Raw genomic sequence first — 22,654 nt, 5'->3', positions numbered from 1 at the left:
GTCCGGCAGGACAGAGGGGGGGTGCCGTAGAGCGCTATCGGACGAGCACTACTTCCCAGCCAGCCCCTTCAGCCGGTACAGCGCTTCCAGCGCCTCCCTTGGAGTCATCTCGTCGGGATTGATCTCCGCTAGCGCCGCGCCCAGCCCGTCACTCTTCGCCGGCTTCGACGCTTCCCGCTGCGCCGCCACGGAAAACAGCGGCAGGTCGTCGACCAGACGGTTGGCCTTGCCCGAGACCTCGCCTGCTTCAAGCTGGTGCAGCACTTCCTTGGCCCGGCCGACGACGGCCTCTGGCAGGCCGGCCAGCCGCGCAACCTGGACGCCGTAGGAACGGTCGGCCGCACCCTTGCCGACCTCGTGCAGGAAGACCACGTCGCCCTCCCATTCCTTGACCCGCATGGTGACGTTGGAGAGCCGCGGCAGTTTTCCGGCCAGCGCCGTCATCTCGTGGAAATGCGTGGCGAAGATCGCCCGGCAGCGGTTTTTCTCGTGCAGATATTCGACCGCCGCCCAGGCGATGGACAGGCCGTCGAAAGTGGCGGTGCCGCGGCCGATCTCATCGAGGATGACCAGTGCGCGTTCGCCTGCCTGGTTGAGGATCGCCGCCGTCTCGACCATCTCGACCATGAAGGTGGAGCGGCCGCGCGCCAGGTCGTCGGAGGCGCCGACCCGCGAAAACAGCCGGTCGACGACGCCGATATGGGCTGATGCCGCCGGCACGAAGGAGCCGGTCTGGGCGAGGATGGCGATCAGCGCGTTTTGCCTGAGGAAGGTCGATTTGCCGCCCATATTGGGGCCAGTCAGCAGCCAGATCGCGCCGGCCTTGGCATCGCCTTGCGGCGACAGATCGCAATCATTGTCGACGAACGGACCTTCGCCGGAACGCCGCAGCGCCTGTTCGACCACCGGGTGGCGTCCGCCCGCAATCTCGAAGGCAAGGCTCGCATCGACCAGCGGCCGGCACCAGGCCTCGCTCTCGGAAAGCAAGGCAAGCGCGGCCGAAACGTCGAGCACGGCGAGCGCTTCGGCGCCGGCGCGGATCGTGTCGGCTTGGCCGACCACTTCTGCCATCAGCGCCTCGAAAGCGGCAAGCTCGATCGCCAGCGCCCGGTCGGCGGCGTTGGCGATCCTGGTTTCCAGCTCGGCGAGTTCGGTGGTGGTGAAGCGCATGGCGTTGGCCATGGTCTGGCGATGGATGAAGCGCGCCCTGGCGCCGTCGCTGCCGGTCATCAGCGCATGGTGGTTGGCGGTGACTTCGATATAATACCCCAGCATATTGTTGTGCCTGATCTTCAGCGAGCGGATGCCGGTCTCGTCGATCAGCGAACGCTCCAGCCCGGCGATCACCTTTCGCGACTCGTCGCGCAGTGCCCGCATCTCGTCGAGTTCGGCGTGGTAGCCGCCGCGGACGAAGCCGCCGTCGCGCTTGAGCAACGGCAGCTCGTCGCTGAGCGCCTGCGCCAGATGCGTCGCCAGTTCATTCGGCAGTGCCTTGATAGCTCCCAACGCCGTGCTCAGTTCGCCCGGCAAGGCGGTTTGGCCGAACAGTTCGGCGATGGCGCCGGCTGCTTCGAAACCGGCGCGCAGCGCGCCGAGGTCGCGCGGGCCGCCGCGGTTGAGCGCCAGCCTGGACAGCGCGCGCGGCATATCGGCAACGCTCTTCAGGCTTGTCCGCACCGCCTGGCAAAGGCGCGTCTCGGAGCGGAAGAACGACACCGAGTCCAGCCTTGCGGCGATTGCCGCCGGATCGGTCAGCGGCGCCATCAGCCGGTCGGCGAGCAGCCTTGCACCGCCGCCGGTCACCGTGCGGTCGATCGCCTTGAACAGCGATCCGTCGCGGCTGCCGGACAGCGTGCGCAGCAGTTCCAGATTGGCGCGCGTCGCCGGGTCGATGAACAGCGTCGAACCCTGCTCCTCGCGCTGCGGCCGCGACAGCGGCGGCCGCTCGGCCTTCTGCGTCTTTTCGACATAGGCGATGACGCCTGAGATCGCCGACAGTTCGGCGCGCGAAAACGTGCCGAAACTGTCCGGCGTTGCCACCTCGAAGAAGCGGGCGATGCGGCCGGCGGCCGAAGCCGAATCGAACAGCGACGGCGGCTGCGGGCTGGCGACGCGGCCAAGCACGTCGAAGACCGGTTTCAGCTCCGGGTCGTAAAACACCGGCTCGGCGACGATCAGCTCGCGCGGATCGACGCGGAAGACATCGGCGAGCAGCCGGTCGGCGGTGGTCTCGGCGACGCGGAAGACACCGGTCGAGATCTCGATCCAGGCTAGGGCGAAACTTCCTTGGTTCCCTGTCGCGCTGCCGCGCTCCCCGCCTCTTGTATCGCTGCTGCCGCCCTTGACCCGTCCCAGCGCCATCAGAAAACTCGATTCCGACGGCGCCAGCAACTTGTCCTCGGTGATGGTGCCCGGGGTGACCAGCCGCACCACGTCGCGGCGCACCACCGATTTGCCGCCGCGCTTCTTCGCCTCGGCCGGATCCTCGATCTGCTCGCAGACGGCGACGCGGAACCCCTGGCCGATCAGCTTCTGCAGATAATCGTCGGCGGCATGCACTGGCACGCCGCACATCGGGATGTCGAGCCCCTGGTGCTTGCCGCGCTTGGTCAGCACGATGCCGAGCGCCCGGCTTGCCTTCTCGGCATCGTCGAAGAACAGCTCGTAGAAATCGCCCATGCGGTAGAACAGCAGCGAATCCGGGTTCGCCGCCTTGATCTCGATATACTGCTCCATCATCGGCGTCGCCGGCGCGAAGGCCGGCGTGGCGTTGTCGCTTCGAATGGGCGTCTCGTCGTTCAAGAAGCTGCTTCCAAAATTTTGCAAGCCATGCTTGGCGGTTTACAGCGGCGAAGTGTAGCCTTAATCCCGAACCTTCCACAAAAGAAAGCATGCGCACCCATCTCAAGCGGTGCCGTACGGGCGAGGAAACCGAAAGTACCATGGTCAAGAAAACCGAAAGCAACGGGCCCTCCGTCAGCGCCCAGGAGGCATTGGAATTCCATGCCATGGGCCGCCCTGGCAAGCTGGAGATCGTCGCCACAAAACCAATGGCGACGCAGCGCGATCTCAGCCTTGCCTATTCGCCGGGCGTCGCCGTTCCGGTCCTCGCCATCGCCGAGGATCCGAGCCGCGCCTTCGACTATACGGTTCGCGGCAACATGGTCGCCGTCATCTCCAACGGCACCGCCATCCTCGGCCTCGGCAATCTCGGCGCGCTTGCTTCGAAGCCGGTGATGGAAGGCAAGGCGGTGCTGTTCAAGCGCTTCGCCGATGTCGATTCCATCGATCTCGAGGTCGACACCGAGGATGCCGACGAATTCATCAACTGCGTGCGTTTTCTCGGCCCCTCCTTCGGCGGCATCAACCTCGAGGACATCAAGGCACCGGAATGCTTCATCATCGAGCAGCGGCTGCGCGAGCTGATGGACATACCGGTCTTCCATGACGACCAGCACGGCACCGCCATCATTTCGGCCGCCGGCCTGATCAACGCGCTGGAAATCACCGGCCGCGACATGAAGACCACGAAAATGGTCTGCAACGGCGCCGGCGCTGCCGGCATCGCCTGCATCGAATTGATGAAGGCGATGGGCTTTGCGCCTGAGAATATCATCCTGTGCGACACCAAGGGCGTGGTCTTCCAGGGCCGCACCGAAGGCATGAACCAGTGGAAATCGGCGCACGCCGTGAAAACCGGCGCGCGCTCGCTGGCCGAGGCGCTGGACGGCGCCGACGTGTTCCTCGGCCTCTCGGCCAAGGGCACTCTGACCACCAGGATGGTGCAGTCGATGGCCAAGAACCCGATCATCTTCGCCATGGCCAATCCCGACCCCGAGATCACGCCGGAGGAGGTCGCCGAGATCCGCACCGACGCCATCATGGCGACGGGGCGGTCCGACTACCCGAACCAGGTCAACAACGTGCTTGGCTTCCCCTACATTTTCCGCGGCGCGCTCGATGTGCGGGCGACCACCATCAACGACGACATGAAGATCGCCGCGGCCAAAGCGCTCGCAGAGCTGGCGCGCCAGGACGTGCCCGACGACGTCGCCGCCGCCTACCAGGGCATGCGGCCGAAATTCGGCCCCAACTACATCATCCCGGTGCCGTTCGATCCGCGCCTGATATCGGCGATCCCGATCGCCGTCGCCAAGGCGGCGATGGACTCCGGCGTCGCGCGCAAGCCGATCCTCGATCTCGACCGTTACGCGCAGGAGCTTTCCGCCCGCCGCGACCCGATCGCCTCGACGCTGCAGCGCATCTACGACCGGGTGCGCCGCCAGCCCAAGCGCATCGTCTTTGCCGAGGGCGAGGAGGAGCAGGTGATGCGCGCCGCCGTCTCCTATGTGAACCAGCGGCTCGGCACCGCCATCCTGCTCGGACGCGACGACATCATCAAGGAAAACGCCAGGAACGCCGGCATCGACCTCGGCAAGCAAGGCATCGAGATCATCAATGCGCGGCTGTCGCGCCGCAACTCGATCTACACCGACTATCTCTACGAGCGCATGCAGCGCAAAGGCTTCCTGTTCCGCGACTGCCAGCGGCTGATCAACAACGACCGCAACCATTTCGCCGCCTGCATGGTGGCGCTGGGCGATGCCGACGGCATCGTCACCGGCGTTACCCGCAACTATTCGACGGCGCTCGACGACATCCGCCGCGTCATCGACGCAAGGCCCGGCCATTGCGTCATCGGCGTGTCGATCGTGCTCGCGCGCGGTCGCACCGTCCTCGTTGCCGACACCGCGGTGCACGACATGCCGGATGCCGTCGAGATCGCCGACATCGCCGAGGAGGCCGCCGGTTTCGCCCGCCGCATGGGCTACGAGCCGAGGCTCGCCATGCTCGCCTATTCGACCTTCGGCCATCCGCAGGGCGAGCGCTCCGAGCGCGTCCAGGAAGCGGTGCGCATCCTCGACAAGCGCCGCGTCGATTTCGAGTATGACGGCGAGATGGCCGCCGACGTGGCGCTCAACGCCCGTGCCATGGCGCAGTACCCGTTCATCAGGCTGACCGGCCCGGCCAACGTGCTGGTCATGCCGGCCTTCCACTCGGCCTCGATCTCGACCAAGATGCTGCAGGAGCTCGGCGGCTCGACCGTCATCGGCCCGCTGCTGGTCGGCCTGAACAAGCCGGTTCAGATCGTCTCGCTGAATGCCAAGGATTCAGACATCGTCAACATGGCGGCGATCGCGGCGTATAGCGCGGGAGCTTGACGAGCGGGGGCAGCAGCAGCGCCTCTCCCTTCTCCCCTTGTTGTGGGAGAAGGTGGCCGAGCGAAGCTCGGTCGGATGAGGGGTGTTCCAGCTTGGCACCGGCAGCACTCCGTCCAGCACCCCTCAACCGTCTCGGCGCTGCGCGCCGATCCACCTTCTCCCACAGGGGAGAAGGAAGAGATGCCGCTACAGCAGCCCCGCCTGCTCGGCCTCTCTGCGCAAATTCTGGCGTGGCCTTGGGCCGATCTGCTGGATGACCAGCCCGGCCGCTAGCGAGCCGAGATCGCCGCAATCCTTGAGGCTGCGGCCTTGCGTGTAGCCGTAGAGGAAGCCGGCGGCATAGAGGTCGCCGGCGCCTGTCGTGTCGACCAGCTCGCGGATCCTGGTCGCATTGATGGTCACGGTCTCGTCGCCGCGCACGATCACCGAGCCCTTTTCCGAGCGGGTGACGGCGGCGATCTTGCAGTCCCTGCGGATCCGCGCCAGCGCCTCGTCGAATGAAGCGGTCTGGTAGAGCGACTTGATCTCGTGGCTGTTGGCAAAGACGATATCGACGGTGCCGGAGCGCATGAGATCGAGGAACTCGTCGCGGTAGCGGTCGACGCAGAACGAGTCCGACAATGTCATCGACACTTCGCGCCCGGCGGCATGGGCGAGCTTCGCCGTCTGCCGGATCGCCTCCTTGGCGCGCGGCGGGTCCCACAGATAACCCTCGAAATAGGTGACCGCGGCGCCCGACGCCTTGTCGGCCTCGACGTCCTCCGGGCCGAGCTCGACGCAAGCGCCGAGATAGGTGTTCATCGAGCGCTCGCCGTCCGGCGTGACGAAGATCATCGAGCGCGCCGTCGGCGGTTCGCCGTTAAGCGGCCTGGTGTCGAAGGCGACGCCCTGGGCATGGATGTCATGCGCGTAGATTTCGCCGAGTGCGTCGTTGGAGACCTTGCCGAAGAAAGCGGCGCGGCCGCCGAAGGAGGCGACGCCCGCCGCGGTGTTGCCGGCGCTGCCGCCCGAGGCTTCAATGGCCGGGCCCATGCGGCTGTAGAGCAGTTCGGCGCGCCTCGTGTCGATCAAATTCATCGCGCCCTTGATGATGCCGTTGGTCTCCAGGAACGCCTCGTCGCACTGGGCGATGATGTCGACGATGGCATTCCCGATACAAAGCACGTCATAGTCCGGCATCAATTCATGTCTCCGCCAAAAACCCACCGGCTTTCTGCCACGCCGGGCGCGGGCGGGTCTAGCGGTTTGATGCGGCTTTGCCTAGGCCGCGAGTTATAAATCCGGGCAGAACGCAGATGCTTCGTATCGCGGTTTGCGCTTGTCTCGCGACCTGTCTCCGCCTATCCCGAAATATCGCCCATGGCCTCGTTTGACATGGAATTGGAAACGCCGTGATCCTCGACGCCGCCCGTGCCGCCTTGAGCCGGCTGTTCTCACCCGAATTCCGTTCCGTGTTCCTGAAGACGCTGGGGCTGACCTTGCTGGCGCTGGCGGCGCTTTGGTTCGGGATCAAGAGCCTGTTCGAATGGCTGGCCTGGCCGTGGATCGATGCATGGCTGCCCGCCCTACCCTCCTGGGCCGGTTGGCTGGGCGCCATCGTCGTCGGCATCGGCCTTGCGCTGGGCTTGGCGCTGCTCATCGCGCCGGTGACGGCGATCATCGCCGGCCTGTTCCTCGACGACGTCGCCGAAGTGGTCGAGCGCACGGATTATCCAAACGACCCGCCCGGCCGCGCCGTGCCGCCGTTGCGCTCGCTGGTGCTGGCGATCCGCTTCTTCGGCGTCGTCATCCTCGGCAATATCGTCGCCCTGCTGCTGCTGCTGGTGCCGGGCATCAACATCGCCGCCTTCTTCGTCGTTAACGGCTATCTGCTCGGGCGCGAGTTCTTCGAATTCGCCGCCATGCGCTTTCGCCCGGAGGCCGAGGCCAAGGCGCTGCGCAGAAAGCACTCGATCACCGTGTTCCTGGCCGGGCTGGTGGTCGCCGCTTTCCTCGCCGTGCCGCTGCTCAACCTTCTGACGCCACTGTTCGCCGCCGCCATGATGGTGCATCTGCACAAGGCGATCTCGGCACGGGAAGGGAGCTATCTCAGCAGAAAACCCCTGCCCAGTTCGTCGTCGTCCTCGACGATGAATTCGGCCCGCCCTGAGTAATAGGCGCGGCCGCCGACGCGGGCGATGATGGCGTCATGCGGCCCGGCTGTGGCCGTGCGTACGACGGCGCCGGAAAAGCGCGAGCCGGCGATGCTCTCGAACAGCCGCGTTCGGCCAATCTCGATCTGGCCCTTGGCGTGCATGACGGCCAACCGCGCGGTGACGCCGGAGCCAGTCGGCGAACGGTCGACCTCGGCCTCGGCGAAAACGCAGATGTTTTTGGTCGGCGTATCGGAGAACGCATCCTGTCCGTCGGTCAGGATGGTGCCGTAGAGAAAGGCGAGATCGGCATGGTCGGGATGCGACAGCGGCAATTCGGCCTTCAGCTTATCACTCAGCGCGGTCGCCGCATCGACGAAATCGCGCACGCGGTTCCTGCCGAATTCCAGCCCGAACTGGCGGCAGTCGGCCAGAGCATAGAAGGCGCCGCCATAGGCGACGTCGAAGCCGACCGGACCATAGCCCGGCAGCTCGATCCGCTGGTCGCCGGCGAACAGAAACGCCGGCACGCTTTCGAAGGACACCGCGCCGGCCTTGCCGTCCCTCACCTCGACCGCAGCCGAAATCAGCCCGCATGGCGCCTCGATATTGACGGTCGTCATCGGCTCGCGTGGCGCCACCAGCCGCTCGTCGACGGCGTAGCGGCCGAGCGCGACGATGGCGTGGCCGCACATCGTCGAATAGCCCTCATTGTGCATGAACAGCACCGCGAGGTCGGCGCCCGGCAGGTCGGGCTCGACCAGCAGCGCGCCATACATGTCGTAATGGCCGCGCGGCTCGAACATCAGGATCTTTCTGAGATGATCGAGATGGTCGCGCACATACGCACGCTTTTCGAGGATCGTGCCCTTGGGAATATCGGGGTAGCCGCCGGTGACGATCCGCAGCGGCTCGCCGCCGGTGTGCATGTCCACGACCGTGAGCGTCATTTGCCGGACCCGACCTAGGCGGAAGGTTTGGCAAATAGCGCCTGCAGCTTGCCGAACGGCATGGCGGCGCGGGTGAAGCCGAAGGTGCCATCCTGCTGGATCTCGCGCGCCGCGGTCTCCAGCATGCCGAAGGCGAAATTGGTCAGCCATGGGCCGAGCGAGACGCGCTTTACCCCCGCCATGGCCAGGTCGGCGATGGTGAAGCCGGGCCCGGCCATGACGTTGACCGGCTTGGTCAGCGCCGAGCAGACGGTTCGCACCATCTCGATGTCGCCCAGCCCCGGTGCATAGAGCACGTCGGCGCCGGCCTTCTCGAAGGCCTGCAGCCGCTTGATCGTATCGTCGAGGTCGGGCTTGCCCCACAGGAAATTCTCGGCCCGCGCGGTGAAGACGAAATCGCGTTTCAGTGCCCGTGCCGCTTCCGCCGCCGCCGCGACGCGCTCGACGGCATGCGCAAAATCATAGATCGGCTTGTCGGGCTCGCCGGTATGGTCCTCGATCGAGCAGCCGGCGAGGCCAGCCGCCTCGGCGGCGAAGATGGTCTCGCCGGCACTTGTCGCGCTGTCGCCCTTGCCCTTTTCGAGGTCCGCCGAAACCGGCAGCCCGGTCGCCGCTGACACTTCACGGCAATGATGGATCATCGCCTCGAACGTCACCGCGCCGTCCGGCAGGCCGCGCGAAAAGGCAAAGCCGGCGCTGGTCGTGGCCAGCGCCTTGAAGCCGAATGAGGCCAAGAGCTTGGTCGTGCCGACGTCCCAGGAATTGGCCATGACGAAGATCGAGGCATGCAGGTCGCGAAAAATCTTGCCCTTGTCCATGGATGCTCCCCTCCAGTGCAGAATGTGAGGCAAATTCTAGCCCGGCGGAAGGCGCCGGGCAAACAAATGCGGTTGGCTCAGAAGCGTTTGGCGTTGTCATCTGCCAATCGATCCAGCGCGTCGGAATCCTTGACGTAGCGCGAAGCATTTTTGTCCCAATGATAGGTGACGGAGATGTCGCGCGAAGACGCCTCTGGCGGCGGCTGGCCGTCGCAGCTTTCTTCTCCCGGCAGCGTCGCGTCGGTCACCGTGACCTTGATGGCTGCATAGGGCTGGCCGTCGGCGATCACCTGGAACGCCGCATTCTGTGTCCTCCTATGGGTGCAGAGGTTTTCGTCGAACGTATAGATCATGTCGATCAGCTCGAACCTGTCGTTGCGGACCATGATCAGCGGCGTGATCCCATAGCCCTGGCTCGAATTGAAATGCATGCTCATGCTGATGATGGCGTCATCGCCGGGCCCGATCGACAGCTTGCCCGGATCGCGAAAGTAGGTGCTGCGGTCGACGGCGACATTGACCGCGTCGAGCAAGGCCGGCTTGCCGGTGATGTCGTAGAGTGCCAGCACGGCATAACCCTCGGCGCTGTCAGGCGAGTCGCCGAGGTCGAGCAGCATCGCCAGCCGGTCCTTGCCGCCGGCCTTGATGCCGAGCACGTCGCCGCTGGAAAGACCCGACGTCGCCGGCGGCGAGCCGTCGTAGTCCGGTCCAGCGACGTGGCGCATCTCGATCGGCATCGAACCTCGGAAAAAACCGTTCTTGTCCGCGGTCAGATCGGGAATGACCATCCTGGCGAGATCGAGATAGGTGACATCGCCGTGGCCGGGGACAGCGCTGCCGAGCTCCGGGAAACTGACGGCCTCGGCGCTGGCCGCCATCCAAAGGCAAGGCAGCAGCAGGCAGGCAAAGATGAAACGAAGCAGGGAGAAGGTCATGCGCGCGCTCGTTATGTCGGGCGCGCGCAAGCTAGAGCATTTTGCGACCAAGAGGAAACACCTGGCGTTGCCTCACTATGTTGGCTTGGCTTGGCTCGCCAGGGTCTGCTGGAAAACCGGCACCAGCTGATCCATGGCGGCTGCGAGCCACGCGCCGAGTTCGTCGGGCAGAGTGTCGTGGATCCAGACCAGGCGGCTCCGGCCCTCGCCCTCGGCAAAGACCTGCATGAAGGTATTATCGTGGGTGACCTCGTCGCCGAGCCATCCCCACACGATCCGCCGGCTCTGCTCGTCGCGGGCGATGAGCCGCTCTCGCACAATCTTGCCGTCGGCGAAAGTAAGGGCCCGTACGTCGCCCTCATCCACCCGGCAGTCGACGAAAAACGCCTGGGGCTATCCGTTGGGCGCCGCCGGCGAAGTCGCCCACCGTCCCGTCGCATCCTCGATACGGCGACCGCACTGTTTTCTCTGGAGGGGGTCCGTGCAGTCGGGATCGACCGCATCATCGCCGAGGCCGGCGTTGCCAAGGCGACGTTCTATCATCACTTCGCGGCCAAGGACGACCTCGTCCGCGCCTATATCGAGGAGCTCAGCAAGGGAGGACGGGCGGCAATCGCGAGCCTTGGCCGGCGGCCACCTCGCCAGATGATCCTTGCCATATTCGATCTCATCGCCGACGCGGCGGATCAGCCGGGCTACCGCGGCTGCCCGTTTCAGAACGCCGCTGCTGAATATCCGGACCCCAGCAGCCCGGTTCGCCAGGCGATCGATCAGCATCGTCACTGGAAGTGGGGCACCCTCAGGGACTTGCTGATCGCCGACGCAGATCCCGATCCGGACCGCACCGCGGACGCGCTAACGGTGGCGGCCGACGGCCTCCTTGTCGTCAGTCATCTCGACAGGCCGGCCAATCTGCGCAGTCTCATACGCGACACGGTCGACCGAGTACTTGGGGCGCCGCGCCCGGTCTGAGATCGGGCGCGCATGCAGGCTGCGCAAAGGCGATCAGTGGATCGGCACCAGCCCGGCCAGTTCACGCATGTCGTCGAACAGGATGCCGCCGGCTTCGATCAGCCCGTCGCGGTCGGAAAGCGGGTCGCCGTGGTAGGAATAGACGCGCATGCCGGCGGCGATGCCGGCTGCCGTGCCGGCGACGCTGTCCTCGATGACGATGCAGTCGGCGGGTGCGAAGCCCATCGTCGCTGCCGCATGCAGGAAGAGGTCGGGGAACGGCTTACCGCGCGAGACCATGGTCGAGCTGAACAGCGCATGCTCGAACAGCGGCAGCAGCCCGGTCTGACCGAGCGTGATGTGCATTTTCGGTACCCGTGCCGACGAGGCGACGCAGGTGGCGATGCCGGCGGCGTGCACGGTTTCGATGAACTCGCGAACGTAGGGGATGGCCTCGACGCCATGCGCAAACAGGTCCGGCAGGCCGGCGTTCCAACGCTCGACGAAATCGGCGCCGAGGCTGACGCCGGTCGCCTCGACTTCCTTCTGCACCGAGACCATGCTGCGGCCGGAGAAATTCTTGCGGCAATATTCGAAGCTGGCCGGAAAGCCGGCCGCGGTCAGCCACTCGGCGAGGCGCCGATTGGCCAGGTTCTCGGTGTCGACCAGAACCCCGTCGCAATCGAAGATGACGAGCTTGGGTATTTTCATCAGGCCGTGCCGGTCGATCCGAAGCCGCCCGAGCCGCGCGCCGTACCGCCAGCCAATGTGCGCTCCTCGACGGTCGCCTGCGTCACCGGGGCGAAGACGATCTGGGCGATCCGCATGCCCCGCGTCACCGCGAAATCCTCGTCGCCGAGATTGATCAGCAGCACCTTGACCTCGCCGCGATAGTCACTGTCGATGGTGCCCGGCGTGTTGAGGCAGGTGAGCCCGTGCTTGAAGGCGAGGCCCGAACGCGGCCGGACCTGGCCTTCGACGCCCTCCGGAATTTCCAGGACCAGCCCGGTCGGCACCAGCGCGCGCTTTCCCGGCAGGATCAAAAGCGGCCTGTCGTCCGGGACGGCGGCGCGCAGGTCCATGCCGGCGGCGCCCGAGCTTTCATAGGCCGGAAGCGGCAAGCCCTCGCCATGCGGCAGCCTGACGAAGCCGACAGCCGGACCGATGACGGAGGTGGGATAAAGTGCTGCGCGCATGAGGCTGATCCTATCGTCGCGAACGCCGGCTCAGTCAACTCGGCGGCAATGCTATCAACGGCTTTCTTTCAGTGCGGTTCCGCCTCAGCGCAGTTCCATCGGAACGACCGTGGTCTCCTTGATCTCCTCCATGACGAAGGAGGCCGAAACGTCGGATAGTGCCACCTTGGCGATCAGCCGTTGATAGAGCCGGTCATACGCCTTCACATCGGCGACGCGGGCGCGCAGGACATAGTCGAGATCGCCGGACATGCGGTAAGCGCCGGTGATCTCGGCAAAGCCGGTCACCGCCGCCCGGAATCTTTGCAGCCAGTCGGGATCGTGGTTGGAGGTGCGGATCAGGATGAACACCGAAAGGCCGAGCCCAAGCTTGTCGGCATCGACCAGCGCCACCCGGCCGGTGATGACGCCGTCCTCCTCCAGCCGCTTCACCCGGCGCCAGCAGGCATTGCGCGACAGCGATATTCTTGCCGAGAGCTGGTCGACGGACAGCGTGCCGTCGCGTTGCAGCTCGGCCAGCAATCTCCGGTCTATTTCGTCTATTTCCGGCGCCATGTGGGATGTTTGTCCCAAAATTCAGCCTTTCACAAGGACAATTTGAGACCGATGAACCGAACACCCATGCCAGTATACTCATCGCCGGCTCTTCATGCCGGCAGGAGGGATCGACATGACCGCACGGCTCGCAAGACTTTTCACCTCTCACCCGGCCGCGGTCGGCGAGAGTTATTTCGGCCATATGGCTTTCGCCGCATGGTTCTCGTCGCGATTGTTCATGGCGGCCTTTGCCGCGCTCGTTCATGCTTTCTTGCCGTTTCTGTTCGAGACCACGGCAAGCGGCATCATCCGTGAGCTCTATGAGCGGACGCACAACAGAGGACGGTAAGCCGCAGAGGTACCGAGCGCAGCGAGGCCGCTGGACAGCGCCGACCCTCAACAGGCCCCGCAGCGCAATCCCGATCAAGCGCCGCCATCGTCGAATGCCGAGCCAGGCTTGTATCCACGCGCCAATCCGCCATTTTGAGGATCGCGGCGCGATAGCCCGGAGCATTCACCATGGATATCGTCTTTTCCTCGACCACCAAACTGGCCGCGGCCATCCGCGACCGTACGGTTTCCGCAATAGAGGTGCTGGACGAGCATCTGGCGCAGATCGACAGGCACAATAAGGCGGTCAATGCCGTCGTAACCCTCGATCGGGACGGTGCGCGGCAACGCGCCGTCAAAGCCGACGACGCGCAGGCGCGCGGCGAGGCTCTTGGGCCGCTGCATGGCGTGCCGTTCACACTGAAAGACACGCATGAAACCGCCGGCATGAGAACCACCGTCGGCTTCCCGGCCTTCGCCGACTATGCTCCGAGGGCAGACAGTCCGGTCGTTGCCCGGCTGAAGGCGGCAGGCGGCGTGCTGGTGGGCAAGACGAACGTGGCGACGATGCTCGGTGACTGGCAGTCTGACAATCCACTGTTCGGCCGCACCGGCAACCCCTGGAACCTCCAGCGCACCGCCGGCGGCTCCAGCGGCGGTGCGGCGGCGGCGCTCGGCACTGGTATGACGCCGTTCGAGGTCGGCACCGACATGCAGGATTCGATCCGGCTGCCGGCCGCCTTTTGTGGCGTCTACGGCCTCAAGCCGACCGAGCACCGCGTCTCGCTCGCCGGCGCCTTCCCCGACCCGGGCGGGGCGCCGCGCAGCGTGCGGCTGATGTCCTGCCTCGGACCGCTGGCGCGCAGCGTCGAGGACCTGGCACTGATCTACGGCCTCATTGCCGGGCCGGATGGAAGCGATACCGACCTTGCGCCGGTACCGGTCGAAACCATGCCGGAGCTGGATCTCAGAAATTTGCGCATTGCCGTCGCGCCGTCCTTTCCGGGCTTTCCGGTGGCCGGCGAGATCAGCGCGGCGGTCGAAAGTCTGGCAAAGGAGCTTCAGTCGGCAGGCGCCATCGTCGAGGATGCCAAATTGCCGGAGCTCGACCTGCACGACGACCTAGCACAAGGCGGTGCGCTGATCGGCATGATGCTGGAGGCGGCCCAGCCCAAACCACCGGAGAAGCCGACGCCGGTCTCGCGCTGGTTCGAGGCGCTCGCCCGCCGCGACAGCTCCATCCTGGCGTGGGAACGGTTCTTCGACGGCTGCGACGCCTTGCTGTGCCCGGTCGCCATGGCCACCGCCTTCCCGCATTGCGAGCCGGGAACGCCGATCGAGGTCGACGGCAAGACGCAAAGCTACTTGATGCTGCCGGCCTATGGCGCGGTGTTCAACTACAGCGGCCATCCGGCACTGTCGCTGCCCTGCGGACAAGATCGCGACGGCCTGCCCATCGGACTACAGCTTGTCGGCAAACGCTGGTCGGAGCGGCGCCTGCTCGGAATCGCCAGGGCAATCGAGCCGCTGGCCGGCGGCTTTCGCCGCCCGCCCGGCTATTGAGTAAACCGCGCCAGTCCGTAGGGATCAAGCAGCGGATCGCGCTCGCCGTCGAGGATTTCGCGGGCGGCGAACAGGGCGACGGCCGGCGCCAGCGTGATGCCGGAATGCATAACGGCGACATAGACGCCGCTCGTGCCTTCGGCGCGGCCTATGATCGGAAAGCCATCGACCGGCGTGGGCCGATAGCCAATGGTGTGGAAATCGAGTTCCAGCCCATCCGCGCCGCGCAGCATCGCCTTCATCGCCGCAAACAGCTCGCGGGCGGTGGCCGGGGCATCCATGCCGGGATCGGCGCCACCGAAATCCGAGCCGGCGATGACGCGGCCTTCCGCCGTCTGGCGCATATGCAGGCGGTCGCCGATCACCAGGCCGTTGAGCAGCTTTTCGTAGGGGCGCGAATGCACGATCAGGCCGGGCGGCGTTTCGATCGGCAGTTCTATCCCGGCTGTGGCAGCGATTGCCGGGGAGCCGGCTCCGGCCGCGATCACCACCTCGTCGGCAGCAATCCGCCCGCCGGATGTATCGACGCCGGCAATCCTGCCGTTGGCTTGCACCAGAGCGGTGACGGTCGTCCCGGCTACAATTCGCGCGCCGCGCCGTTCGGCGTCGGCCAGCAGTGCTTGCGTGGCGGCGACCGGCTCGGCAACGCCTTCCTCGGCGACATAAAGGGCGAAATCGGGAAGCTCGGTCAGATTGGGCTCGATGCGGGCCGCTCCGGCAAGGTCGACACGCTCGATGCCGTAGCCCCATGCGGAGTGCTCGGCCGCATAGGCTTCGAGTTCGGGACGTGGCAGGTCCCAGCACAGGCCGCCGCACCATTGCAACGGGATGCCGGGCACCTCGTTCGCCAGTCGCGTCCATTCGGCCATCGATCGAGTCCGTAGTCGGAAGTAAGGCTGCGGATTACCCCAGCTGGCATTGATCCAGGCAAAGGAATTCGGTGTCGCGACGCCGCCGGCGCCGCTGCCGGCAACGACCGTCACCTTTGCTCCAGCCCTGGTCAGGTGCCAGGCGATGGAGGCGCCGATGATACCGGCGCCGATGACGATCACTTCTTTCGCAGCTGTCATGCTTCACTCCTCGTTCCAACGCCACCACTGCGATGCCATTGCCCGTGGGTTCTGCCAAGAGCGAGCCGTATCAAATGTGCCTCTTGACTTTAATACGTACGTACGTATTTTACCTGGCATGGCTAGACATTCACTTCGCGAAAAACTTCTCGACGCCGGTTTCAAAACCATCTGGAGCTCCGGCTATTCGGCCGCCGGCGTACGCGACATCGTCGCCGCGGCCGATGCCCGTCCGGGGTCCTTCACCAATCATTTTGCCTCCAAGGAGGCGTTCACCGGCGAGGTGCTGGACCGCTATTTCGCCTATGTGAGCGGTTTGGCGGAGCAGGCCCTTGCCCGGGACGGCACACCCCCGGTCGGGCGCTTGCGCCGCTATCTCGAAATCATCACGTCGAAGCTGGAGGCGCATGATTGGGCACGGGGCTGCATGATCGGCAATCTCAGCCTCGAGACGGCGGCTCACAGTGAGGCGCTGAGGCTGCAACTCGTCGCCATCTTCGAACGCTGGCGCAAGCCCTTTGCCGAATGCATCGCCGAGGGCCAGGCGGCTGGCGACATCACCGACGCGTTCGATGCCGAGGACCTCGCCGATTTCCTGTTGAGTTCCTGGCAAGGCGCGATGCTGCGCATGAAGGTGGAGCGCAGTCCCGAACCGCTCGAGCGTTTCAAGAATATCGTCTTCAAAACAGTCTTCGTAAAAAAGGAGCTGATCCGATGAACCCGAAACTCGAAAAGCAGCAATCCCGCACAACGGTGCCGCGCTCGGAAGTCGCGGTACTCGATTCCACCATCTCCTATGTCGAGGCAGGTACTGCCGGTCCGACGGTGCTATTCCTGCACGGCAACCCGACGTCGTCCTACATCTGGCGCGACATCATCCCGCATGTGGCGCCGTTCGGCCGCTGCATTGCGCCCGACCTGATCGGCTATGGCCAATCCGGCAAGCCGGACATCGACTATCGCTTCTTCGACCACGTCCGCTATCTCGACGCCTTCATCGAGACGCTTGGCATCAGTGACGTGGTGGTCGTCGCGCAGGACTGGGGCACCGCGCTCGCCTTCCATCTCGCGGCCCGGCGGCCGCAGCGGATCCTCGGCCTCGCCTTCATGGAATTCATCCGCCCCTTCGAGAGTTGGGACGATTTTCACCAGCGTCCGCAGGCGCGCGAATTGTTCAAGGCAATGCGCACGCCTGGCGTCGGTGAGAAGCTTGTCCTGGAAGACAACGTCTTCGTCGAAAAGGTGCTTCCGGCTGCGGTGCTGCGCACGATGAGCGATGAGGAAATGGCCTCCTACCGGGCACCGTTCCCGACGCCCCAATCGCGCAAGCCGATCCTGCGGCTGCCGCGCGACCTGCCGATTGAAGGCCAGCCCGCCGATGTCGCTGCCATCAGCGAGCACGACCATCGGGCGCTCCGGCTCTCCTCCTACCCGAAGCTGCTTTTCTCAGGCGATCCGGGGGCCCTCGTCTCGCCGCATGCGGCACGGGAATTCGCGGCCGGCCTGAAGAACTGCCGGTTGATCGATCTCGGACCCGGCGCGCATTATCTACAGGAGGACCATGCCGGCAGGATCGGCGCCACAATTGCCGAGTGGATTCCGGAGGTGGCCTTCGAGAGCCATGCGGCCGAACCGGCCTGATGTCGGGACGTGAACCGGCGGCGGCTGCAGCCGGAAAGGTTGACAAGCACTGCACTCAGGTTCCAGGCGATGGAAGCGCCGATGAAGAGGATGTCTTTGCTCACGGCCCTCCACCTTTAAACGGCAGGACTTCATACCCTCCCGCCGTCGTGATACATGCACACCTTTGGTGCGTCGTGGTGTTCCGTTCTCGAAACGGTCGATGACATCGTCTTTGCGAGAAAGCTTTCCGCTGTTGAGTTCCCGACCAGAGATCATGTCCCCGCCACAAAGGGCTCGTTTGCGCCGCTGGACGCGAGGTCTGGCTCTTGGCACTGCCATGGTCATGATCGTCTATGCCGTCTTCTTCGGCCCACTGCCGTTCATTCGATCGTGGTGGCAAGTCGGTGACTACAGCTGGCATGATCCCTTGCATAAACGCCATCGCATCGCCGACAGCCTGGTGCTGACCGGGTGGTTGGTTGGGAAATCGCGGGCAGAAGTCCTTGCGGCGCTCGGCGCGCCGCCTGAGACCGACAAGTTTTCCGATTGGAGCCTGGTCTATGTCCTTGGCCCGGAAAGGGGATTGCTTTCGATCGACTATGAATGGCTCGCCATCCGCACTGATAGTGCCGGTTCGGTCACTGAAGCGGCTGTGATCCGTGACTGAACTCGCGGCCCGCAGTGACATTTGCATCATCTGGCATTGAGGGCGAAGGGTGGTGTTTCCGTTCGACAGGCCGGAAAAGCGCTGCTAGAAGCCCGCGCCACAGACAGGATTCCATGAAATTGGCTGAAGACATCGAACAAGCGGTATCGCGCCGCCGCACTTTCGCGATCATTGCCCACCCCGACGCCGGCAAGACGACGCTCACCGAAAAACTGCTTTTGTTCGGCGGCGCCATCCAGCTTGCCGGCGAGGTCAAGGCCAAGAAGGACCGCATCCAGACCCGCTCGGACTGGATGAAGATCGAACGCGAGCGCGGCATTTCGGTGGTCACCTCGGTGATGACCTTCGAATACGAGGACACCGTCTTCAACCTGCTCGACACGCCCGGCCACGAGGATTTCGCCGACGACACCTATCGCACGCTGTCGGCGGTCGACAGCGCGGTCATGGTGATCGACGCCGCCAAGGGCATCGAGCCGCGCACGCTGAAACTGTTCGAGGTCTGCCGGCTGCGCGACATCCCGATCATCACCTTCGTCAACAAAATGGACCGCGAAAGCCGAGACCCGTTCGACATCCTCGATGAAATCGAGCAGAAGCTGGCACTGGATACAGCGCCGATCACCTGGCCGATCGGCCGCGGCAAGACCTTTTCCGGGACCTACCATCTGGCGCTGAACGCGGTGCGCAAGGGCGACGCCGAAAAGGAGCGCACGCCGGTCAATGGACCCGATTCCAACCGCGTCGCCGGCCTGTTGCCGGAGAACGAGCGCGAGGCCTTCATCGAGGAGCTGGAGCTGGCGCGCGCGGCCTGTCGACCGCTCGACCTCGATGCCTTCCGCGAGGGCCATTTGACGCCGGTCTATTTCGGTTCGGCGCTGCGCAATTACGGCGTGCGCGACCTGATCGAGGCACTCGGCGCCTACGGGCCGCCGCCGCGCGCGCAGGAGGCCGACAGCCGCAAGGTCGAGGCGACCGAGGACAAGATGACCTCCTTCGTCTTCAAGATCCAGGCCAATATGGACCCCAACCATCGCGACCGCATCGCTTTCGTCCGCGTCTGCTCCGGCAAGCTCGAGCGCGGCATGAAGGCCAAGCTGGTGCGCACGGGAAAACCGATGAGCCTGTCGGCACCGCAATTCTTCTTCGCCCGCACCCGCGTCACGGCCGACGAGGCGTTCGCCGGCGATGTCGTCGGCATCCCCAACCACGGCACGCTGCGCATCGGCGACACGCTGACCGAAGGCGAGGAGATCCTGTTTCGCGGTGTGCCGAATTTCGCGCCTGAAATCCTGCGCCGCGTTCGCCTCGGCGATGCCATGAAAGCCAAGAAGCTCAAGGAAGCACTGCACCAGATGGCCGAGGAAGGCGTCGTGCAATTGTTCTCGCCGGAGGACGGCTCGCCAGCCATCGTCGGCGTCGTCGGCGCCCTGCAGCTCGACGTCTTGAAGGAGCGGCTAAACTTCGAATACACACTGCCGGTCGATTTCGAGATGTCGCGCTTTTCCGTCTGCCGCTGGATATCGGCCGACGATAAGGCCGAACTCCAGCGCTTCATCGAGGCGCATCGCGGCGACATCGCGCGCGATCTCGACAACGATCCGGTGTTCCTCGCCCAGCACGCCTTCTCGCTCAACTACGAGGCCGAGCGCTGGAAGGCGATCCGCTTCACCGCGGTCAAGGATTATCAGGTCCGCGACAGGGCGGCTTGAGCTGTTGGTTTTCCCTTCTCCCCTTGTGGGAGAAGGTGTCGCCGAAGGCGACGGATGAGGGGTGTTCCAGAAAACACCAACGTCTCATTCCGTCCCACACCCCTCAACCGTCTCGGCGCTTCGCGCCGATCCACCTTCTCCCACAGGGGGGAGAAGGCAAGATCGCGTTCCATTCACCCCTTGGCTGCCTCTTCGATCTTGGCGATGTCGATCTTGCTCATCTGCATCATCGCCTGCATCACGCGGCCGGCCTTTTCCCTGTCGGCGTCCAGCAGCAGCCTGGGCAGCTGCTCGGGAACGACCTGCCAGGAGAGGCCGAATTTGTCCTTCAGCCAGCTGCACTGGCTGGGCTGGCCACCGCCCGCGATGAGCCTGTCCCAGAAATAGTCGACCTCTTCCTGCGTCTTGCAGTCGATGGAGAGCGAGACCGCCTCGGTGAACTTGAATTGCGGCCCGCCGTTCAGCGCCTGGAACTGAACGCCGTCGAGCTCGAATGAGACCATCAGCACCTTGCCCTCATTATCGCCGCTGCCCTTGGGCCAGCGCATCACGCTCAGCACCTTCGAATTCTTGAAGATGGAGACATAATGGTTCATGGCCTCCTCGGCCTGATCGTTGAACCACAGGCAGGGGGTGATCTTTTGCATTCTCTTGCTCCTCGGGCTGGTTTTGGCTTTGTTTTCACTCGCAAAACGGCTGGCTGGCAATTGATGCCCGGTTCCGCCGTCTGCCCAAGGACGCTCGAACGAGACCCGATCCGACAGCACCTCTGACTTTTTTACGGTCTGGGCCGGCTGCGTCTTTGGCTGGCCGCTCGTTCCGCACCCTGGCGCAGCGCAAAATTGTGGCCAGACCAGAGTGTGCCGTCTATAAGGCCTGCGGCTCAATTCCGGTTTTCCGCACCTTTGGGCGCGACGCAGACAGCAAGGACAGTTCAATGCCCGCCTACCGTTCCCGCACCACCACCCATGGCCGCAACATGGCCGGCGCCCGCGGCCTGTGGCGCGCTACCGGCATGAAGGATTCGGATTTCGGCAAGCCGATCATTGCCGTGGTCAATTCCTTCACCCAATTCGTGCCGGGCCATGTCCATTTGAAGGATCTCGGCCAGCTGGTTGCCCGCGAGATCGAAAAAGCCGGCGGCGTCGCCAAGGAGTTCAACACCATTGCCGTCGATGACGGCATCGCCATGGGCCATGACGGCATGCTCTATTCGCTGCCGTCGCGCGAATTGATCGCCGACTCGGTCGAATACATGGTCAACGCGCACTGCGCCGACGCGATGGTCTGCATCTCGAATTGCGACAAGATCACGCCCGGCATGCTGATGGCGTCGCTGCGCCTCAACATCCCGACCGTCTTCGTCTCCGGCGGGCCGATGGAGGCCGGCAAGGTGGTGCTCGCCGGCAAGACCCAGGCGCTTGACCTGGTCGACGCCATGGTCGCAGCCGCCGACGACAAGGTGTCCGACGAGGACGTCAGGATCATCGAGCGCTCGGCCTGTCCGACCTGTGGCTCCTGCTCCGGCATGTTCACCGCCAATTCGATGAACTGCCTGACCGAGGCGCTCGGCCTCTCGCTGCCCGGCAACGGCTCGACGTTGGCCACGCACGCCGACCGCAAGCGGCTGTTTGTCGAGGCCGGTCATCTGATCGTCGATCTCGCCCAGCGCTATTACGAGCAGGACGATGACACCGCGCTGCCGCGCAGCATCGCCTCGAAGGGCGCCTTCGAGAATGCCATGACGCTCGACATCGCCATGGGCGGCTCGACCAACACGGTCCTGCACATCCTCGCCGCGGCACATGAGGGCGAGGTCGACTTCACCATGGAGGACATCGACCGGCTGTCGCGGCGGGTGCCGGTGCTGTGCAAGGTGGCTCCGGCCAAGGCTGACGTCCACATGGAGGATGTCCATCGCGCCGGCGGCATCATGGCCATCCTCGGCCAGTTGGATAGCGCCGGGCTGATCAACCGCGACCTGCCGACGGTGCACACCGCAAGCCTCGGCGAAGCGCTCGATCATTGGGACATTTCGCGCACCACCAGCCAGAATGTCCGGGATTTCTTCCTGGCGGCACCCGGCGGCGTGCCGACGCAAGTCGCGTTCAGCCAAGACCGCCGCTGGGACGATCTCGATCTCGACCGCGAGAAGGGCGTCATCCGCTCGGCCGAACATCCTTTCTCCAGGGATGGCGGCCTTGCCGTGCTGAAAGGCAATCTGGCAATCGATGGCTGCATCGTGAAGACGGCGGGCGTCGATGAATCGATCCTGAAATTCACCGGTCCGGCAAGAGTGTTCGAAAGCCAGGACGCCAGCGTCAAGGCGATCCTGTCGAACGAGATCAAGGCCGGCGATGTCGTCGTCATCCGCTATGAAGGGCCACGCGGCGGACCCGGCATGCAGGAAATGCTCTACCCGACCAGCTATTTGAAGTCGAAAGGTCTCGGCAAAGCCTGCGCACTGATCACCGACGGTCGTTTTTCCGGCGGCACCTCCGGCCTGTCGATCGGCCATGTCTCGCCGGAAGCCGCGGAAGGCGGTCTGATCGGGCTGGTCAGGGAAGGCGACACGATCGAGATCGATATCCCCAACCGCACCATCAGGCTTGCTGTCGACGACGCCGAACTCATCGCCCGTCGCGCCGCGATGGAGGCCAGGGGAACGGCTGCCTGGAAGCCCGAAGAAAAGCGCAAGCGCAAGGTGACGACGGCCTTGCGCGCCTATGCGGCGATGGCGACAAGTGCCGCCAAGGGGGCGGTGCGGTACGTGCCGGAATAGAGGCTTTTCCTTCTCCCTTTGTGGGAGAAGGTGGATTGGCGCGCAACGCCAAGACGGTTGAGGGGTGCTGGACGGAGTGGCGCCGGCGGCAAGCTGGAACACCCCTCATCTGGCCGCTTCGCGGCCACCTTCTTCCACAACAAGGGGAGAAGGGAAGGGCCGCGCC

The 22,654-nt window shown here is 64.7% G+C and carries 21 protein-coding genes; 10 read left to right on the top strand and 11 right to left on the bottom strand.

What is annotated here, in order from left to right:
- Window positions 1-48: 48 nt before the first annotated feature.
- Window positions 49-2,739 carry a DNA mismatch repair protein MutS gene (gene mutS, locus NKH49_RS03285; protein WP_352925221.1) on the bottom strand — a complete coding sequence of 897 codons (2,691 nt, stop codon included), beginning with the start codon at window positions 2,737-2,739 and terminating at the stop codon, window positions 49-51.
- 203 nt (window positions 2,740-2,942) lie between these two features.
- On the opposite strand from mutS, the gene NKH49_RS03280 reads away from it, so the two are divergent.
- Window positions 2,943-5,222 (top strand): NADP-dependent malic enzyme, encoded by a 2,280-nt coding sequence (locus NKH49_RS03280; RefSeq protein ID WP_352613822.1) that lies wholly within the window; start codon window positions 2,943-2,945, stop codon window positions 5,220-5,222.
- A 186-nt stretch (window positions 5,223-5,408) separates the two neighbouring features.
- Here the strand turns inward: NKH49_RS03280 and NKH49_RS03275 are convergent, their stop codons facing one another.
- Window positions 5,409-6,401, bottom strand: a complete 993-nt coding sequence (locus NKH49_RS03275; RefSeq protein WP_352469968.1) for an adenosine kinase — start codon at window positions 6,399-6,401, stop codon at window positions 5,409-5,411.
- Between the two features lie 212 nt (window positions 6,402-6,613).
- On the opposite strand from NKH49_RS03275, the gene NKH49_RS03270 reads away from it, so the two are divergent.
- Window positions 6,614-7,375 carry a sulfate transporter family protein gene (locus tag NKH49_RS03270; protein ID WP_352469967.1) on the top strand — a complete coding sequence of 254 codons (762 nt, stop codon included), beginning with the start codon at window positions 6,614-6,616 and terminating at the stop codon, window positions 7,373-7,375.
- Here the strand turns inward: NKH49_RS03270 and NKH49_RS03265 are convergent.
- The 4 genes from NKH49_RS03265 to NKH49_RS03250 form a co-directional block, all read right to left on the bottom strand.
- Window positions 7,306-8,304 (bottom strand): proline racemase family protein, encoded by a 999-nt coding sequence (locus NKH49_RS03265; RefSeq protein ID WP_352469966.1) that lies wholly within the window; start codon window positions 8,302-8,304, stop codon window positions 7,306-7,308. The genes NKH49_RS03270 and NKH49_RS03265 overlap by 70 nt on opposite strands.
- 14 nt (window positions 8,305-8,318) lie before the next feature.
- A complete protein-coding gene (locus tag NKH49_RS03260) occupies window positions 8,319-9,122 on the bottom strand; it encodes an isocitrate lyase/PEP mutase family protein (RefSeq protein ID WP_352469965.1) in 804 nt (267 codons plus the stop codon).
- Between the two features lie 77 nt (window positions 9,123-9,199).
- The gene (locus NKH49_RS03255; RefSeq protein ID WP_352614546.1) at window positions 9,200-10,057 is read right to left on the bottom strand and encodes a hypothetical protein; all 858 of its coding nucleotides are present in this window, start codon (window positions 10,055-10,057) and stop codon (window positions 9,200-9,202) included.
- 75 nt (window positions 10,058-10,132) lie between these two features.
- Complete coding sequence (locus tag NKH49_RS03250) at window positions 10,133-10,285, bottom strand: hypothetical protein (protein WP_352872187.1); 153 nt, start codon at window positions 10,283-10,285, stop codon at window positions 10,133-10,135.
- Between the two features lie 12 nt (window positions 10,286-10,297).
- Between NKH49_RS03250 and NKH49_RS03245 the strand changes: the two genes are divergently transcribed.
- A complete protein-coding gene (locus NKH49_RS03245) occupies window positions 10,298-11,029 on the top strand; it encodes a TetR/AcrR family transcriptional regulator (RefSeq protein WP_352872189.1) in 732 nt (243 codons plus the stop codon).
- A gap of 33 nt (window positions 11,030-11,062) precedes the next feature.
- Here the strand turns inward: NKH49_RS03245 and NKH49_RS03240 are convergent, their stop codons facing one another.
- From NKH49_RS03240 to NKH49_RS03230, 3 genes are all read right to left on the bottom strand, one after another.
- Window positions 11,063-11,719 carry an HAD family hydrolase gene (locus NKH49_RS03240; protein ID WP_352614552.1) on the bottom strand — a complete coding sequence of 219 codons (657 nt, stop codon included), beginning with the start codon at window positions 11,717-11,719 and terminating at the stop codon, window positions 11,063-11,065.
- Window positions 11,719-12,204, bottom strand: a complete 486-nt coding sequence (dut, locus tag NKH49_RS03235; protein ID WP_352448498.1) for a dUTP diphosphatase — start codon at window positions 12,202-12,204, stop codon at window positions 11,719-11,721. Before dut ends, NKH49_RS03240 begins: the two co-directional genes overlap by 1 nt.
- 84 nt (window positions 12,205-12,288) lie before the next feature.
- Entirely contained in the window at window positions 12,289-12,759 is a 471-nt protein-coding gene (locus NKH49_RS03230; RefSeq protein ID WP_023676368.1) for an Lrp/AsnC family transcriptional regulator, read from the bottom strand.
- Between the two features lie 115 nt (window positions 12,760-12,874).
- Between NKH49_RS03230 and NKH49_RS03225 the strand changes: the two genes are divergently transcribed.
- Both NKH49_RS03225 and NKH49_RS03220 read left to right on the top strand, forming a co-directional pair.
- Complete coding sequence (locus NKH49_RS03225; protein WP_352469961.1) at window positions 12,875-13,090, top strand: DUF6356 family protein; 216 nt, start codon at window positions 12,875-12,877, stop codon at window positions 13,088-13,090.
- A 170-nt stretch (window positions 13,091-13,260) separates the two neighbouring features.
- Window positions 13,261-14,634: an amidase gene (locus NKH49_RS03220; protein ID WP_352614557.1), complete on the top strand. Its 1,374-nt coding sequence runs from the start codon at window positions 13,261-13,263 to the stop codon at window positions 14,632-14,634.
- Here NKH49_RS03220 and NKH49_RS03215 read toward each other — a convergent pair.
- A complete protein-coding gene (locus NKH49_RS03215) occupies window positions 14,628-15,704 on the bottom strand; it encodes an NAD(P)/FAD-dependent oxidoreductase (RefSeq protein WP_352469959.1) in 1,077 nt (358 codons plus the stop codon). The two genes, NKH49_RS03220 and NKH49_RS03215, sit on opposite strands and share 7 nt — an antisense overlap.
- Before the next feature lie 118 nt (window positions 15,705-15,822).
- On the opposite strand from NKH49_RS03215, the gene NKH49_RS03210 reads away from it, so the two are divergent.
- From NKH49_RS03210 to NKH49_RS03195, 4 genes are all read left to right on the top strand, one after another.
- Window positions 15,823-16,422: a TetR/AcrR family transcriptional regulator gene (locus tag NKH49_RS03210; RefSeq protein WP_352614617.1), complete on the top strand. Its 600-nt coding sequence runs from the start codon at window positions 15,823-15,825 to the stop codon at window positions 16,420-16,422.
- Window positions 16,419-17,345: a haloalkane dehalogenase gene (locus NKH49_RS03205; RefSeq protein WP_352614559.1), complete on the top strand. Its 927-nt coding sequence runs from the start codon at window positions 16,419-16,421 to the stop codon at window positions 17,343-17,345. Before NKH49_RS03210 ends, NKH49_RS03205 begins: the two co-directional genes overlap by 4 nt.
- A 319-nt stretch (window positions 17,346-17,664) precedes the next feature.
- Window positions 17,665-17,994, top strand: coding sequence for a hypothetical protein (locus tag NKH49_RS03200; RefSeq protein WP_352614561.1), 330 nt, complete (start codon window positions 17,665-17,667; stop codon window positions 17,992-17,994).
- Window positions 17,995-18,113: 119 nt separating this feature from the next.
- Window positions 18,114-19,706 carry a peptide chain release factor 3 gene (locus NKH49_RS03195; protein ID WP_352540500.1) on the top strand — a complete coding sequence of 531 codons (1,593 nt, stop codon included), beginning with the start codon at window positions 18,114-18,116 and terminating at the stop codon, window positions 19,704-19,706.
- Window positions 19,707-19,879: 173 nt separating this feature from the next.
- On the opposite strand, the gene NKH49_RS03190 is transcribed toward NKH49_RS03195, so the two are convergent.
- Window positions 19,880-20,353: a VOC family protein gene (locus NKH49_RS03190; RefSeq protein WP_352540429.1), complete on the bottom strand. Its 474-nt coding sequence runs from the start codon at window positions 20,351-20,353 to the stop codon at window positions 19,880-19,882.
- Between the two features lie 290 nt (window positions 20,354-20,643).
- On the opposite strand from NKH49_RS03190, the gene ilvD reads away from it, so the two are divergent.
- On the top strand, window positions 20,644-22,488 hold the full coding sequence (ilvD, locus tag NKH49_RS03185; RefSeq protein ID WP_352614564.1) for a dihydroxy-acid dehydratase: 1,845 nt from the start codon (window positions 20,644-20,646) through the stop codon (window positions 22,486-22,488).
- Window positions 22,489-22,654 lie beyond the last annotated feature (166 nt).

The organism is Mesorhizobium sp. M1088 (genome assembly GCF_040318575.1).
Classification (GTDB): Bacteria; Pseudomonadota; Alphaproteobacteria; order Rhizobiales; family Rhizobiaceae; genus Mesorhizobium.
This window is presented reverse-complemented; position numbering and strand designations above follow the sequence as displayed.

Bases quoted from the DNA above. Each gene is read 5' to 3' on its own strand.
- mutS (WP_352925221.1), bottom strand. From the start codon at position 2,739: ATGATGGAGCAGTATATCGAGATCAAGGCGGCGAACCCGGATTCGCTG.
- NKH49_RS03280 (WP_352613822.1), top strand. From the start codon at position 2,943: ATGGTCAAGAAAACCGAAAGCAACGGGCCCTCCGTCAGCGCCCAGGAG.
- NKH49_RS03275 (WP_352469968.1), bottom strand. From the start codon at position 6,401: ATGCCGGACTATGACGTGCTTTGTATCGGGAATGCCATCGTCGACATC.
- NKH49_RS03265 (WP_352469966.1), bottom strand. From the start codon at position 8,304: ATGACGCTCACGGTCGTGGACATGCACACCGGCGGCGAGCCGCTGCGG.
- NKH49_RS03260 (WP_352469965.1), bottom strand. From the start codon at position 9,122: ATGGACAAGGGCAAGATTTTTCGCGACCTGCATGCCTCGATCTTCGTC.
- NKH49_RS03255 (WP_352614546.1), bottom strand. From the start codon at position 10,057: ATGACCTTCTCCCTGCTTCGTTTCATCTTTGCCTGCCTGCTGCTGCCT.
- NKH49_RS03250 (WP_352872187.1), bottom strand. From the start codon at position 10,285: ATGCAGGTCTTTGCCGAGGGCGAGGGCCGGAGCCGCCTGGTCTGGATC.
- NKH49_RS03240 (WP_352614552.1), bottom strand. From the start codon at position 11,719: ATGAAAATACCCAAGCTCGTCATCTTCGATTGCGACGGGGTTCTGGTC.
- dut (WP_352448498.1), bottom strand. From the start codon at position 12,204: ATGCGCGCAGCACTTTATCCCACCTCCGTCATCGGTCCGGCTGTCGGC.
- NKH49_RS03230 (WP_023676368.1), bottom strand. From the start codon at position 12,759: ATGGCGCCGGAAATAGACGAAATAGACCGGAGATTGCTGGCCGAGCTG.
- NKH49_RS03225 (WP_352469961.1), top strand. From the start codon at position 12,875: ATGACCGCACGGCTCGCAAGACTTTTCACCTCTCACCCGGCCGCGGTC.
- NKH49_RS03220 (WP_352614557.1), top strand. From the start codon at position 13,261: ATGGATATCGTCTTTTCCTCGACCACCAAACTGGCCGCGGCCATCCGC.
- NKH49_RS03215 (WP_352469959.1), bottom strand. From the start codon at position 15,704: ATGACAGCTGCGAAAGAAGTGATCGTCATCGGCGCCGGTATCATCGGC.
- NKH49_RS03210 (WP_352614617.1), top strand. From the start codon at position 15,823: ATGGCTAGACATTCACTTCGCGAAAAACTTCTCGACGCCGGTTTCAAA.
- NKH49_RS03205 (WP_352614559.1), top strand. From the start codon at position 16,419: ATGAACCCGAAACTCGAAAAGCAGCAATCCCGCACAACGGTGCCGCGC.
- NKH49_RS03200 (WP_352614561.1), top strand. From the start codon at position 17,665: ATGGTCATGATCGTCTATGCCGTCTTCTTCGGCCCACTGCCGTTCATT.
- NKH49_RS03190 (WP_352540429.1), bottom strand. From the start codon at position 20,353: ATGCAAAAGATCACCCCCTGCCTGTGGTTCAACGATCAGGCCGAGGAG.
- ilvD (WP_352614564.1), top strand. From the start codon at position 20,644: ATGCCCGCCTACCGTTCCCGCACCACCACCCATGGCCGCAACATGGCC.